Origin of the sequence: Aeromonas sp. 603404 (genome assembly GCF_049171775.1) — a bacterium.
Taxonomy (GTDB): domain Bacteria; phylum Pseudomonadota; class Gammaproteobacteria; order Enterobacterales; family Aeromonadaceae; genus Aeromonas; species Aeromonas veronii_A.
Genome location: NZ_JAAKPE010000001.1, coordinates 768,240 through 782,133, shown reverse-complemented (window position 1 = coordinate 782,133; position 13,894 = coordinate 768,240). Strand labels below are relative to the sequence as shown.

Below are 13,894 nucleotides of genomic sequence, written 5' to 3'. Positions count from 1 at the left end.
GGAGTCGCCATCATGCCCAGCCAGGACCTGTTGTTCCCCATTTTGCCCCGGGCGCCTGCCGCGCCCGGCAGCGAAGAGATCAAGCGGGAAGTGAACCAGATCAGCAAAAAGCACCAGCTGCGCAAGACCAGCACTGACAACAGTGACTCCCAGAAGCGCCAGCAGGCGTATAACACGCCCGCCAAGCGTGATCAGCCCAAGGCGGAGGAAGGTGATCACAAGCCGGATCCCGAGCATCAGATCGATCTGTTCGTCTAGGCAGATTATCTGTCCCGCTTTTGCCGCGCTTTTGGCATAATGGCCGCTTTTGCTGCGGGACGCCCTTTTGACCATCCAGACCCTGTTCAAGCCAGATGGCCCTCTGGCCAGCCATATCGACGGTTTCAAAGCCCGCGCTCCCCAACTGGAGATGGCCGAAGCGGTCGCGCGCGCCATCAAAAGTGGTGGCCGTCTGCTGGTGGAGGCGGGGACCGGTACCGGCAAGACCTATGCCTATCTGGTGCCTGCGCTGGAGTCCGGCAAGCGGGTGGTGATCAGTACTGGCTCCAAGAACCTGCAGGAGCAGCTCTTCTATCGGGATCTCCCGACCATCACAGGGGCGCTCTCCTACACCCCGCCGGTGGCCCTGCTCAAGGGGCGCAGCAACTATCTCTGCATCGAGCGGATGAACCGGCTCCTGAGCGAATCCCATCTGCAAAAGCCTGAAATCCTGAACGATCTGGTGAAGGTCAAATCCTGGTCCACCGCCACCGATAACGGCGATGTGGGGGATATTCCGGGATTGCAGGAGAACGCCGAGATCCTTGCCCACGTCACCAGCACCAACGACAACTGTCTCGGTCGCGACTGCCCCTATTACGACGACTGCCATCTGGTGGTGGCCCGACGCCGCGCCATGGATGCCCAGGTGGTGGTGATCAACCACCACCTCTTCTTCGCCGATATGGCGGTGAAAGACACCGGATTTGGTGAGTTGGTGCCCGAAGCGCAAGTCTATGTGTTTGACGAGGCGCACCAGCTGCCGGAGATCGCCACCAACTACTTCGGCAAGTCGGTGGGTAGCCGAACGATTCAGGATCTGGCGCAGGATATCCAGCTGGCCTATCGGGCAGAGGCTCACGACATGGCCCAGCTCGGGAAGGCGGCAGACCGGCTCGCTATCGCCAGTCAGGATCTGCGGCTCGCCTTCGGAGTGGATGGCGGTCGCGGCAATACCCGCGACATGCTGCGCCAGCCGCTCTGGGGGCAGGCTTTGGCTCGTCTTAACGATGCCATCGAGCTCTGCTACGAGGTGCTGAAACTGGCTCTCGGCCGTGGCGAGCAGCTGGATCACGCCTTCGAGCGCATCAGTGAACTGCGCACCCGCCTGGGTGAAGTGCTGGCGGTTAACCAGACCGGTTTCTCCTACTGGTACGACTGCTCACGGCTTCATTTCACCCTCAATCTGACACCGCTGTCGGTGGCCGAGCGATTCAGTGCCGAGGTGCAAAGACCGGAAGTGGCCTGGGTCTTCACCTCCGCCACCCTGACGGTGGATATGCGCTTTGATCACTTCAAGGCCGAGCTGGGGCTGGCAGGCAGCGCCGAGCTTATTCTCGACAGCCCGTTCGACTATGGCGAGCAGGCGCGGCTCTGTGTGCCCCGCTATCTGCCGGAACCCAACGCCTTTGGCCGTGGCGAGCTGCTGGCCAATCTGATGATCCCGCTTATCAACAAGACGCCGGGGGGCTGTTTCTTCCTCTGCACCAGCCATCAGGTGATGCGCCAGGTGGCCGAGGTGCTGCGCCGGGAGATTGGCCGCACCGTCTTGTTGCAGGGGGAGGACAACAAGCAACGGTTGCTCAAGGAGTTTGTCGAGAATGGCCGTGCCGTGCTGGTGGCGACCAGCAGCTTCTGGGAGGGGATCGACGTGAGAGGGGCGGCGTTGTCGTGTGTTATCATCGACAAACTGCCGTTTGCCAGCCCCGATGATCCGCTGCTCAAGGCGCGGGTGGATGATTGCAAGCTCAAGGGGGGGGATCCCTTCGCCGAGCTGCAGTTGCCCAAGGCGGTGATTGCCCTCAAACAGGGGGTGGGGCGGCTTATTCGTGATCGCAGTGATCACGGGGTGCTGGTGATATGTGATCCCCGAATGGTCAACAAACCTTATGGCGCCACTTTTATCAAGAGTCTGCCCGCCATCCCTCGCACCCGGGAGTTAGGAACGCTGGGGAGTTTTTTCGATCGCACTGAACGCGGTGAATAAGTGTGCCGCGAGCTAACAGATTTGAACAACGGGTGAGCATATCTCGCTTGCCGGTTATGTAATTGACTGATTTTATAGAGATTGGAAAGCATGAACGAGTTGAAGATCCTGGCCGTTGATACCGCCACCGAAGCCTGCTCCGCCGCCTTGCTGGTGGGTGACAAGCTGTTCTCCCGCTGGGAGGAGGCGCCACGGGATCACACCCGAAAAATCCTGCCCATGGTTCAGGCTGTGTTAGAGGATGCCGGGATAAGTTTGAGTGACCTCGATGCCATCGCGTTTGGCCGCGGCCCTGGCTCCTTTACCGGCGTGCGGATCGGTATCAGTGTGGCGCAAGGTCTGGCGTTTGGTGCGGGTGTGCCTCTGATTGGCATCTCGACCCTGGCCGCCATGGCGCAAGGCGCCTATCGACTGGATGGCGCCGAGCAGGTGCTGACCGCCATCGATGCGCGGATGAACGAGGTCTATTTCGGCCGCTATGAGCTGATTGATGGCCGCATGCAGTTGGTGGGGGACGAGGTGGTGAGCGAGCCCGCGGCACTGGTTGACGTCCGTGGCAAGCTGGCGGGTCGGGTGACCTGCGTCGGCACCGGTTTTGAAACCTATGGCGAGACCCTGAGTGGTTTGGCCGATGAGCTGGCGGTGAGTCAGGTGCGTTTCCCGGCGGCAGAGGACATGCTGCCGCTGGCCCGCGCCGCCTGGCTGGCGGGAGAGGCGGTGCCGGTGGAGCAGGCGACGCCGGTCTATTTGCGTGACAAGGTGACCTGGAAAAAACTGCCGGGTCGCGAATAAGGGCAGGAGCACTGACGTCATGTCGCTCTTGCCGCTCATCAGCTGCAACACAAGCGGATGGCCCGACGGGCCACGCTTGCAACAGGAGAGTGACATGATGCGTAATACCAGAAGCGACATGATGAAGCGCGGGATGGTGGTCGGGGCGCTGGCCCTGCTGCTCGGGGCCTGCAGCTCGGTTCCCAAGGAGCTGGCCTATGAGCCAGAAAACCAGCTGGTGGCCTATCAACCCGCCCTTGGCGGAATGGAGGGCAAACCGGCGCGCTGGAGCGGCGTTATCTCGGCGGTGCACAACAAGGCGGATCAGAGTGTTATTGAAGTGGTCTATCTGCCGCTTAAATCCAACGGTGTGCCGGAGCAGACCGAGCAGAGCCCGGGCCGTTTTCTGGCCATCATGAAGGGTTTTGTCGAGCCGACCCTCTACGCCAAGGGGCGCAGCCTGACGGTGCTTGGCACCATAGGCCAACCGGTGGATAGCCAGATTGGCGAGCACAAGTACCGCTTCTCTGTGCTCAATGTGACGGGCAGCAAGCTGTGGCCGCCAGTCAAGGAGGTGGAGGTGCGCTATATGGACCCCTACTTCTACGACCCCTTCTATGATCCCTTCTGGCCGAGACGGCCGCTACGTCGCTAAGGCTTGCCATGATCAAGAGCATCAAAAGCACTCTGCACGAACGTCTGCTCACCTTGGCAGATGGTCGGCAGGTGGCCCTGCTTGAGAATCAACTCGCGGATCAGGCTCAGCAGGGCAAACCCCTGCTGATTGCCCTGCACGGCTGGCTCGACAACAGTGCCAGCTTCTTGCCGCTGGCGCCGCATCTGGGTGATTTTCACCTCATCTGTGTCGATCTGCCGGGACATGGTCACTCCGATCACAAAACCACCCCTTATGTCTTTGTCGACTGGCTGGACGATCTCTACCAGGTCGTGCTGGCGGCAGGGTGGTCGCGCTTCACTCTGCTCGGTCACTCCCTCGGGGCGTTGATCGCCTCCGCCTATGCCGGGGTGTTCCCCGAACAGGTGGAGCGGTTGATCATGCTGGAGGGGTTGGGCCCGCTGAGCCAGCCCGATGAGGAGGTACCTGCCCAGCTGCGACGTGCGATTTTAAACCGCAGTCGCACCCGGGAGCGCAGTGCCAACGGCTTTGCCTCCATCGATGAGGCTGTCGCCGCCCGTTGCAAAGTGGCGGATATCACGCCGCAGGCGGCGCACCTTATCTGTGAACGGCAGCTTGAGATGAAGGCAGGGCGCTGGCACTGGCGCAGCGACCCCCGTTTGCGGGATCTGTCGCCCCTGAGAATGAGCGAAGGGCAGGCCCGGGCATTGATGGCGGCTATCCGTTGTCCTGTGCTGTTGATTCAGGGGGAGCAGGGATTTGTTGCGCTTGAAGCCCAATGGCAGGCCCGTCAGGATGCCTTCCAGCAGATCGAGCGGGTCATATTGGGTGGAAACCACCATTTTCATATGGAAAATTCGGTTGATACGGCCGTTTGTATCGTAAAGTTTTGTCAAGTTCGGTAGAATCGCCAGCTTTCAATAATTCCAGGTTTGTTTTCTCCCTCACATTTTTCTGTTGTTAATTTGCTGTTAATTGATGTTGCGCTGTGTAAATATGTGCGGCATTAGAGCATCAGCTTAAAACAACCGATTAAAATGGATGTGAACCGGGACGGAGGCAACAAAGTGAGCGCACAGGTGCTAGTTATGCAGGAGAAGTTTGTGGAAAAAGTCTGGCTGAAACGTTATCCGGAAGGGGTCCCCGCCGAGATCAATCCAGACCAATACAGCTCCCTGGTCGAGATGTTCGAATCATCGGTGACCCAGTTTGCCGATCAGCCCGCCTTCGTCAACATGGGCCAAACCATCACCTACCGCCGACTGGAAGAGCAGTCCCGCGCCTTTGCTGCCTACCTGCAAAACGAGCTGAAGCTGGAGAAAGGGGATCGGGTTGCGGTGATGATGCCGAACCTGCTGCAATACCCCATCGCCGTGTTCGGCATCCTGCGCGCCGGCATGATCGTGGTCAACGTCAACCCGCTCTATACCCCGCGCGAGCTGGAGCATCAGCTCAAAGATTCCGGTGCCAAGGCCATCGTCATCGTCTCCAACTTCGCCCATACCCTGGAAAAAGTGGTCTACGACACCCCGATCAAGCACGTTATCCTGACCCGGATGGGGGACAATCTGGGGCTGGCCAAGGGCACCCTGGTCAACTTCGTGGTCAAGTACGTCAAGAAGCTGGTGCCGAAATACAATCTGCCCCACGCTACCACCATGCGTCAGGCCCTCTCCAAGGGGCGTTTCCTGCAGTACATCAAGCCGGAGATCACCAACGACGATCTCGCCTTCCTGCAGTACACCGGTGGCACCACCGGCCTCTCCAAAGGGGCCATGCTGACCCATCGCAACATGATTGCCAACGTCGAGCAGTGCCTCGGCGTCTACGGCCCCATGCTGGAGCGTGGCAAGGAGTTCGTGGTCACCGCATTGCCCCTCTATCACGTCTTCGCCCTGACCGTGAACTGCCTGCTCTTTATGCGTATCGGCGGTTACAATCTGCTGATCAGCAACCCGCGCGACATCCCGGGGTTTGTCAAAGAGATCAAGAAGTATCCCTTCACCTGCATTACCGGGGTCAACACCCTGTTCAATGCGCTGGTCAACAATGAAGAGTTTCAGGGGATCGCCTTTGACAAGCTCAAGCTCACCATCGGCGGCGGCATGGCAGTGCAGCGCGCGGTTGCGGAGAAGTGGAAGACACTGACCGACACTCCGCTGCTGGAAGGCTATGGCCTGACCGAGTGTTCGCCACTGGTGAGCGTCTGCCCCTACGATCTGACCGATTACAACGGCTCCATCGGTCTGCCGGTCTGCTCTACCGAGATCCGTCTGGTAGATGACAACGGTCAGGTGATTCACGCCCTCGGCACCCCGGGCGAGATGCAGGTGCGCGGCCCGCAGGTGATGGTGGGCTACTGGCAGCGCCCGGAGGCCACTGCCGAAGTGATGCAGGATGGCTGGCTCTGTACCGGTGATATCGCGGTGTGCGACGAACAGGGCTTCTTCAAGATCGTTGACCGCAAGAAGGACATGATCCTGGTCTCCGGTTTCAACGTCTATCCGAACGAGATCGAAGATGTCGTTGCCCTGCACCCGAAAGTGTTGGAAGTGGCCGCGGTCGGTGTGCCACACAAGGTTTCCGGCGAGCTGGTGAAGATCTTTGTGGTCAAGAAAGATGCAAAATTGCAGGAGGACGAGATTATTGCCCACTGCCGCAAACATCTGACTGCCTATAAGGTGCCGAAACTGGTAGAATTTCGTGACGAACTTCCCAAGACCAATGTGGGCAAGATCCTGCGCCGCGTACTGCGCGACGAGGAGATTGCCAAGCAATAACCGGACTGCAGCTGCAGAACCCTCTGCAAACCAGCACCGTCGTTATGCAAAACCGTGGGTCATCCCACGGTTTTTTCTTTTTGGCCCTGATCAACCGCGCAGGCACAGATGCACTATCAACTTATCACTCAGCAAGACGAACTTGAGCAGTATCTCGCTTCTCTGGCCGACGTTCCCCTGGCTATCGATACTGAATTCGTTCGCACCCGTACCTACTATCCCCAGCTTGGCCTGTTCCAGATCTATGACGGCGAGCATCTGGCGCTGCTGGATCCGCTTACCCTGGATCTCTCCGCCCTCTGGCAACGACTGGGCAGGGAAGGGCAGATCGCCATCCTGCACGCCTCTGGCGAAGATCTGGAGCTTATCCAGCATCAGGCTGGCCACCTGCCCAACCAGATGCACGACACCCAGCTTGCTACCGCCTTTCTCGGTTACGGCGTTTCGGTCGGCTTTGGTGCGCTGGTGAATGAATTCCTCGGGGTCGAGCTGGAAAAAGATCAGGCGCGCACCGACTGGCTGGCACGCCCGCTTACACCGCGTCAGCTCGAATACGCGGCGGCGGATGTCTTCTACCTGATGCCGCTCTACGAGAAGGTGATGGCCAAACTGCGGGAAAGCGGCAAGTTTGCCTGGTTCGAGCAGGAGTGCCAGAACCACTCCGCCCGCAAGACCCAGGGTAGCGATCCCCGTCAGGCATATCTTGACATCGTCAACGCCTGGCAACTGGGTCGCCGCGAGCTCGCCATTCTGCGCGAGCTGGCCGCCTGGCGCCAGCAAGAGGCGGTGCGCCGGGATCTGGCCCTCAATTTTGTGGTGAAAGAGCTGCACCTGTTCAAGGTGGCGGAGCGTCGTCCTGCCTCCCTGCGGGATCTCAACGAGCTCGGCCTCTCGCCCATCGAGATCAAGATCCACGGCAAGCGGATGCTCGATATTGTCGCCAAGGCGCAGCAGAGCGATCCTGACAGCTGGCCCGAGCCCATTCGCCGGCTCGTGGACTTTCCCCAGTACAAGGCCGAGCTCAAGCGCATCAAGGCCATGGTGGAAGAGAAGGCCAAGGCGAGCAATATTCCGCCCGAGCTGATTGCCAGCAAGAAGATCATTCACCAGTACTTCACCTGGAGCTGGCGGATGAACGACGAAGAGCGGGCTCGCAGCGACAAGCCGATGCTGCTGCAAGGGTGGCGTCATGAGCTGGTAGGTCACCTGCTGGCACAATAAGCCACCAGACGGTTGCACCTATAAATCAATCCTCACCCTCGGGTGGGGATTTTTATTGGGCGAAAGAGACAAATGGGCATGCCGAAATGGGAAACGCTGGTGGGACGTGGCTGGCCGGATGGCAGGAGTCGAGAGTGAAAAAGAGAGCAGAGAAGAAAAGGCAGCGGCTAACACCGCTGCCATTTTTGATCACCAGATAGGCTGGGTCAGGTAGGGGTTGCTCGCCTTCTCGCGGCCGAAGGTTGAGCTGGGGCCATGGCCCGGGATAAAGACGATCTCATCGCCAAGGGGCAGCAGGGTCTCGGTGATCGACTTAATCAGCGTACCGTGATCCCCACGGGGGAAGTCGGTGCGGCCGATGCTGCCGGCAAACAGCACATCGCCAACCCAAGCGAGTTTTTCGGCCTGGTTCAGCAGCACAATATGGCCCGGGGTGTGGCCGGGGCAGAAGTAGACATCCAGCTCGCACTGGCCAAGCTGCACCTTGTCACCCTGCTCAAGCCAGCGATCCGGCGTGAAGGCGGGGGTATGGGCGAAGCCGAACATCTGGCTCTGCTGGGGCAGCATGTCGAGCCAGAAGGCGTCCTCCTTGTGGGGGCCGGTAATGGCGACGCCGGTGTTTTCCCGCAGCTCGGCGGCGGCACCCACATGATCCAGATGACCGTGGGTCAGCAGGATGTGGGTTAGGGTCAGGCCGCGCTTGGCGATGGCCGCCAGCAGTTTGTCCGCTTCGCCGCCCGGATCGATCAGGGCCGCCTGATGGGTCTCGTCACACCAGATGAGGGAGCAGTTCTGGGCGAACTGGGTGACCGGGATCACCTCGAATTTCAACATAGAGTTCCTCTCTTGGGATGGGTCAGCCGCGCAGCGCGCTGGCATGCTGCTCGGCGAAATAGTCGAGACAGGCCTGCTTGTCACCGCGAAACACGATGCGCTCCTGCTTGTTGCCAAGCTGATAGAGATACATGGGGTCGTAGTAGCGGGTCAGCAGCAACGTGATCCAGGCCAGATGCAGCGCGGTATCACCGCTCTTTTCCTGCTCGGTGAGGGCGGTCTGCATCAGGGCATCCAGCTCGCGGTGGGCCTGATCGCCAAGACGGCGCTTGAGGCGGGCCAGCGCATCGGTGAGATAGGCGGCAAACAGCGGCCATCCCTCTTCTTGGCCATACATGGCTTGATAGCGCAGCCAGAGATCGTGCACGTAATCTTCGCGGATCTGCTCGGCCCGATCGATTTGCGGTACATCAACCACCACCAGCGGTGCCTGACTCATGGCCTCATGGAGGGAGAGGGGCAGGCAGCAGCGGCCGATCAGGCGACTCTCATCTTCCACCACGAAGGCATGCTCGCCCTGATGGCGGCGCTTGAGCAGCTCGATGGCCATGTTGTTTTCAAAATTGATGTTGCTGGGCTGGCCGCCGGGCAGTTGACCAAACGACGAGCCCCTGTGATGGGCGTGTCCTTCCAGATCGAGCGCCTGGGCCACGTGGTCCAGCATATGGGTCTTGCCGGAACCGGTCATGCCGGTCAGCACAGTCCAGTGGCACTCGGCAGAGGCCTTGTCCTGGGTGTCGATCAGGAAGCGGCGCAGCTCCTTGTAGCCACCGGCGACGCGGGGGCGAGTCACCCCCGCTTCAGCCAGCCACTGTTGTACGGTTTGCGAGCGCAGGCCGCCGCGAAAGCAGTAGAGCATGGCATCGGGCTGCTTGCGCAACTGCGCCAGCCAGCCTTCGAGTCGCTCGGCCCGTACTGCTCCCCCCACCAGCTTGTGTCCAAGCTCAATGGCGGCGGCCTGCCCCTGCTTCTTGAAGCAGGTCCCCACCTGGGCGCGCTCATCGTCTGTCATCAAGGGCAGGCTGGTCGAGCAGGGGAAGGCCCCCTCCTTGAACTCGATGGGGGCGCGCACATCAATCAACGGCACATCGCCTAAAAAAATCTGGGCGTAGTCCGTGGCCAGTGGCAATTCACTCATTGGACAATCTCGATAAAGCGGGAGCCCTCAAGGGGCTTGATCTGACCGATGGGCGAGAGTTTTAGCCCAGCGTCTTGCGCGATGGCGAGCAGCTCGGCTTCGCTCTCTTTACCCACGGCGACCAGCAGGCCGCCGCTGGTTTGCGGGTCGCACATGATGTTGCGGGTGCGATCGTCCATGGCATCCAGCTTGTGGCCGTAGGAGTCGTGGTTGCGCAGAGTCCCGCCCGGTACGCAGCCCTCGGCGAGGTAGTAATCTACCTCGTCCAGTAGCGGCAGCGCCTTGAAGTCGAGGCGGGCGCTGACATTGGATCCTTCACACATCTCCAGCAGATGGCCAGCCAGACCAAAACCGGTGACGTCGGTCATGGCGTGCACACCCGGCAGCTCGGCAAAACGCTGGCCAATCTTGTTGAGGGTGCACATGGCGTTGGGGGCCAGCTGCTCGTGTTCAGGCTTCAGCTTGCCCTTCTTCTGGGCTGTGGTGAGGATGCCGATACCAAGGGGCTTGGTCAGATAGAGGGTGTCACCCACCTTGGCGGTGTCGTTCTGCTTGATGGCATCCAGAGGCACGATACCGGTCACCGCAAGACCGAAGATGGGCTCGGGGGCATCGATACTGTGACCACCGGCCAGTGAAATCCCCGCTTCGTGGCACACCTGACGGCCACCGTCGATCACCTGCTGGGCCACTTCTGCGGGCAGGGTATTGATGGGCCAGCCGAGGATGGCGATGGCAACGATAGGCTTGCCGCCCATGGCGTAGATATCGCTGATGGCGTTGGTGGCGGCGATGCGGCCAAAGGTGAAGGGATCATCGACGATGGGCATGAAGAAGTCGGTGGTGGAGACAATGCCCTGACCGTTGCCGATATCGACCACGGCCGCGTCATCCTTGCTGCTGTTGCCAACGATCAGGGTCGGGTCGTTGAAGCCCGGGATCTGGCTCTTGAGAATGGTGTCGAGCACCTTGGGAGAGATTTTGCAGCCACAGCCAGCGCCGTGGCTGTATTGGGTCAGACGAATGGAAGACATACTTACCCCTTGTTTGTGCACCGTGTGCAGAGGCTCTGCGGGAGCCATCTTGGTCAATGCGCGGCCATCTACCGTCATGTAAAGAGCCGCAAAAATAGGTGGCCTTGGCTGCTTCTGGAAGCAGTGATGTCAGGCAGTCACGCAGGGCTGCCGGGTAGGGCGGGGAAGAAGAGGCGAAAGATGCGCCAACACAGCCCCGCCAAGGGCCACAGGACAGGGCATTATGCCATAAATGCCCCCTCCGGTTCGAACAGGAATTCACACAAAGCGAAGGGGATTGGCGGGTGAAAGGTAAGGGAGGAGGGCGCTGGCATGAGCCGCTCAGTTATCGGCAGGGGTGAAGAGAAATCGTGGACTTGCCCCGCAGAGGTTGGCTTAACCTCTGCGGGGCAATCAGCTGGCGAATGCAGATTAGCCGGCTTGCTCCAGCACCGGTTGGCGAGCCTTGCCCCAGCGGCGCAGGCACCGTTGCAGTGGCCGCTCCAGCAGGTTGTAGCTCAACGCCGAGAGCCCGATCAGCACCGCCAGCATCAGCAAGGTTGCCACTACCCCCAGCAGCGGGTTGGTCTGGCCATACCACCACTCGGTGATCCCCGGCGCCAGATAGTGGATGAGCTCGCAGCCAGTGAGCAGTACCAGCGCATGGAGCAGGTAGATGGAGTAGGAGAGATCCCCCAGCCAGTTGGTGAAGCGGTTATCCAGGAGGTGCAGCAGCGGGCTTTGGCGATCGCCTTGACAGGCGGCAATCCAGATCAGCAGCACGTAGGAGCTGATCAGCAGCAGTGTCAGTGGTGGCGTCATGGTGAACTGCATCAGCGCGAAGGGCAGCATAAAGGCGACCAGCAGCGGCAGATCATGCTTCATCATGGGGAAGTTTTTCGCGGCCTTGACCCTCGGCAGTAGCCAGAGGCCGAGCACAAATTCACTCACCCCGCGCCCCACCGCCAGCGCGCCGCTGGTGACATCCAGAGTGCCGCGACTGTGCACGATAAAGGCCAGCACCGTCAGCGCCAGCAGGGGGGCGAGATGGCTCCAGCGACTGCGGGTGACCGCCAGCGGGATCAGCAGCGGGAACAGCAGGTAGCTGATCCACTCCACGCTGAGCGACCAGGCTGCGAAGTTCCAGGTCAATCCGTGATCGGTTACCACCTGTAGCAGTAGGAAGGCGCTCGGCAACGCCTCGGCCGGGGTGAAGGGGGAGCCGAAGGGGGGCATCCCTTCCCACTCCCACATCTTGAACAAGGGGCCGGCGTAGAAGCCCACCCCGTGCTGCGCCTTGTAAAGCTCCCAGCCGACCAGCAGCAGCAGGGTGACGAGGTAGAGGGGGTAGACACGGGTCAGCCGCAGCCAGAGAAAACGGCCATAGCTCACGGTGCGGGGCGTGCGGGTGAAGGCCTCGCCATAGACATGGGCCAGCACCACGCCGCTCAAAATAAAGAACAGGTCGACCCAGAGGTAGCCATTCTCGATGAGTTGGGTGTGGCCTGCGATCGACTCCATCCACTGGGGAAAGAGCAGCAAGCGGGCATGGAACAGCACCACCATCAGGGCAGCGATGCCCCGCAGCGGCGTTAACAGCGGCAATGATTGATTCATAACGGGATCCCTTGTGATGTTCAGCTTGGCCTGACATCGATTTTTGTTGTTGTACCGTCCATCACTCCTGATAGGACGGTTGCTCCGGCTTGGCTGCCGCAGGCGGGATCACACTACGGAAAAGAGAGTCATACGGGTGTGATTTAAATCATAAATGTGCAGTTATTGTGCAAAAAAATTTAAACAGATAAAGACGTGGGACGCAGGCAGGGAAAGAGGAGGAGAGAGAACACCAATAAAGCAGAGAGGGTGGTCAACGGGGCGAGGGGCAGGTCTATAGGCGTTAAGCAAAACAATCAGGCCCGCAAGGGGCCTGATTGATCACAAGGGGAGGGTGGTTGCCGATCAGCGGGCGCGTACCACCAGACCCTTGAGGTAGAAGCCTTCCGGATAGGCGGTACCGATGGGGTGATCGGAGGCCTGGGAGAGCAGCTCCAGGATCTGGGCATCGCGACCGGCATCGAGCGCTGCATCGGCAACGATCTTCTGGAACAGACTCTGCTCCATCAGGCCGGAGCAGGAGTAGGTCAAGAGCACGCCACCCGGCGCCAGCAGCTGGAATGCCAGCATGTTGATGTCCTTGTAGCCGCGGCAGGCACCCAGCAGCTGGGCTTTGCTCTCGGCGAACTTGGGTGGATCCAGCACGATGACGTCGAACTTCTCGCCCTTTTCGCGATATTCACGCAGCAGCTTGAACACGTCGTGACGGACAAACTGGGTGTTGCTGATATCCAGCCCGTTCAGCTCGGCATTCTGGCGGGCGATATCCAGCGCATTCTGGGAGAGATCGACGTTGACCACTTCCTTGGCGCCGCCCTTGAGGGCATAAACGCCAAACCCGCCGGTGTAGCAGAAGCAGTTGAGGACGCGCTTGCCTTCGGTGTATTTGGCGGCAGCCTGACGGTTGTCCCGCTGATCCAGATAGAAGCCGGTTTTATGGCCGTTGCGAATATCCACCAGGATCTTGACGCCACCGTTCTCCTCGATGACCACCGGCTCGTTCGGGGTCTCGCCATAGATGACGCCGGTGCGCTCTTTCAGCCCTTCCTTCTTGCGCACTGCCACATCGGAGCGCTCATAGATGCTGCACTCTGGATAGAGGGTACGCAGTGCTTGCGTTATCAGCTCACGCTGGAACTCGGCACCGGCAGAGAGGATCTGGCACACCAGAAAATCGGCATAACGGTCGATGGTCAGACCCGGTAGGCCGTCGGATTCGGCGGCGCAGAGGCGATAGCCGGTGAGACCCTGACGCTTGATCAGCGGATCGCGAGACTCCTGCGCATATTTGAGACGACGGATAAAGAAGTCGAGATCGACGGTCTCATCCTTGTCGAAGGTCCAGACTCGGGCACGGATCTGGGAACTGCCTGACCAGGCGCCACGGGCGAGCCACTTGCCATCGTTGGCATAGATCTCGACGGTATCGCCGTCAATGGGGTTGCCCTGAACCCGCTCAATCCCCTTGGAGAAGATCCAGGGGTGGCGACGCAGCAGGGATTTTTCGCGGCCTTTGACGAGATAGATGGAAGCGCTCATGGATGTTTGCCGATGGTAGAAAGAAAAGGGGCCACATTCTATGTGGCCCGCAGGTAAAACTCAAACAACCCTGTGTAATGGATGGGGTTGCCCTGATCT

The 13,894-nt window shown here is 60.0% G+C and carries 12 protein-coding genes; 7 read left to right on the top strand and 5 right to left on the bottom strand.

Annotation, left to right across the window (positions count from 1 at the left end; translation table 11 throughout):
- Positions 1 to 12 precede the first annotated feature (12 nt).
- The 7 genes from G5306_RS03410 (at position 13) to rnd (ending at position 7,654) form a co-directional block, all read left to right on the top strand.
- The gene (locus G5306_RS03410) at positions 13 to 258 is read left to right on the top strand and encodes a hypothetical protein (RefSeq protein ID WP_421212346.1); all 246 of its coding nucleotides are present in this window, start codon (positions 13 to 15) and stop codon (positions 256 to 258) included.
- A gap of 67 nt (positions 259 to 325) precedes the next feature.
- Positions 326 to 2,245 (top strand): ATP-dependent DNA helicase, encoded by a 1,920-nt coding sequence (locus G5306_RS03405; RefSeq protein ID WP_421312386.1) that lies wholly within the window; start codon positions 326 to 328, stop codon positions 2,243 to 2,245.
- A 90-nt stretch (positions 2,246 to 2,335) separates the two neighbouring features.
- Entirely contained in the window at positions 2,336 to 3,037 is a 702-nt protein-coding gene (gene tsaB, locus G5306_RS03400) for a tRNA (adenosine(37)-N6)-threonylcarbamoyltransferase complex dimerization subunit type 1 TsaB (RefSeq protein ID WP_069556447.1), read from the top strand.
- Between the two features lie 118 nt (positions 3,038 to 3,155).
- Positions 3,156 to 3,671 (top strand): Slp family lipoprotein, encoded by a 516-nt coding sequence (locus tag G5306_RS03395; RefSeq protein ID WP_421312426.1) that lies wholly within the window; start codon positions 3,156 to 3,158, stop codon positions 3,669 to 3,671.
- A gap of 8 nt (positions 3,672 to 3,679) precedes the next feature.
- On the top strand, positions 3,680 to 4,558 hold the full coding sequence (locus G5306_RS03390) for an alpha/beta fold hydrolase (RefSeq protein WP_421312385.1): 879 nt from the start codon (positions 3,680 to 3,682) through the stop codon (positions 4,556 to 4,558).
- Between the two features lie 198 nt (positions 4,559 to 4,756).
- Positions 4,757 to 6,433 (top strand): long-chain-fatty-acid--CoA ligase FadD, encoded by a 1,677-nt coding sequence (fadD, locus tag G5306_RS03385; protein ID WP_085942148.1) that lies wholly within the window; start codon positions 4,757 to 4,759, stop codon positions 6,431 to 6,433.
- A gap of 108 nt (positions 6,434 to 6,541) precedes the next feature.
- Entirely contained in the window at positions 6,542 to 7,654 is a 1,113-nt protein-coding gene (rnd, locus tag G5306_RS03380) for a ribonuclease D (protein ID WP_058059758.1), read from the top strand.
- Between the two features lie 189 nt (positions 7,655 to 7,843).
- On the opposite strand, the gene G5306_RS03375 is transcribed toward rnd, so the two are convergent.
- From G5306_RS03375 to G5306_RS03355, 5 genes are all read right to left on the bottom strand, one after another.
- On the bottom strand, positions 7,844 to 8,488 hold the full coding sequence (locus G5306_RS03375; RefSeq protein WP_421221707.1) for an MBL fold metallo-hydrolase: 645 nt from the start codon (positions 8,486 to 8,488) through the stop codon (positions 7,844 to 7,846).
- A gap of 22 nt (positions 8,489 to 8,510) precedes the next feature.
- A complete protein-coding gene (mnmH, locus tag G5306_RS03370) occupies positions 8,511 to 9,626 on the bottom strand; it encodes a tRNA 2-selenouridine(34) synthase MnmH (protein ID WP_421312384.1) in 1,116 nt (371 codons plus the stop codon).
- Entirely contained in the window at positions 9,623 to 10,660 is a 1,038-nt protein-coding gene (gene selD / locus G5306_RS03365) for a selenide, water dikinase SelD (protein ID WP_421221711.1), read from the bottom strand. The genes mnmH and selD overlap by 4 nt, the downstream gene beginning before the upstream one ends.
- 411 nt (positions 10,661 to 11,071) lie before the next feature.
- Positions 11,072 to 12,256 (bottom strand): acyltransferase family protein, encoded by a 1,185-nt coding sequence (locus G5306_RS03360; protein ID WP_421221713.1) that lies wholly within the window; start codon positions 12,254 to 12,256, stop codon positions 11,072 to 11,074.
- A gap of 345 nt (positions 12,257 to 12,601) precedes the next feature.
- Positions 12,602 to 13,795, bottom strand: coding sequence for a class I SAM-dependent methyltransferase (locus G5306_RS03355; protein WP_421221715.1), 1,194 nt, complete (start codon positions 13,793 to 13,795; stop codon positions 12,602 to 12,604).
- Positions 13,796 to 13,894 lie beyond the last annotated feature (99 nt).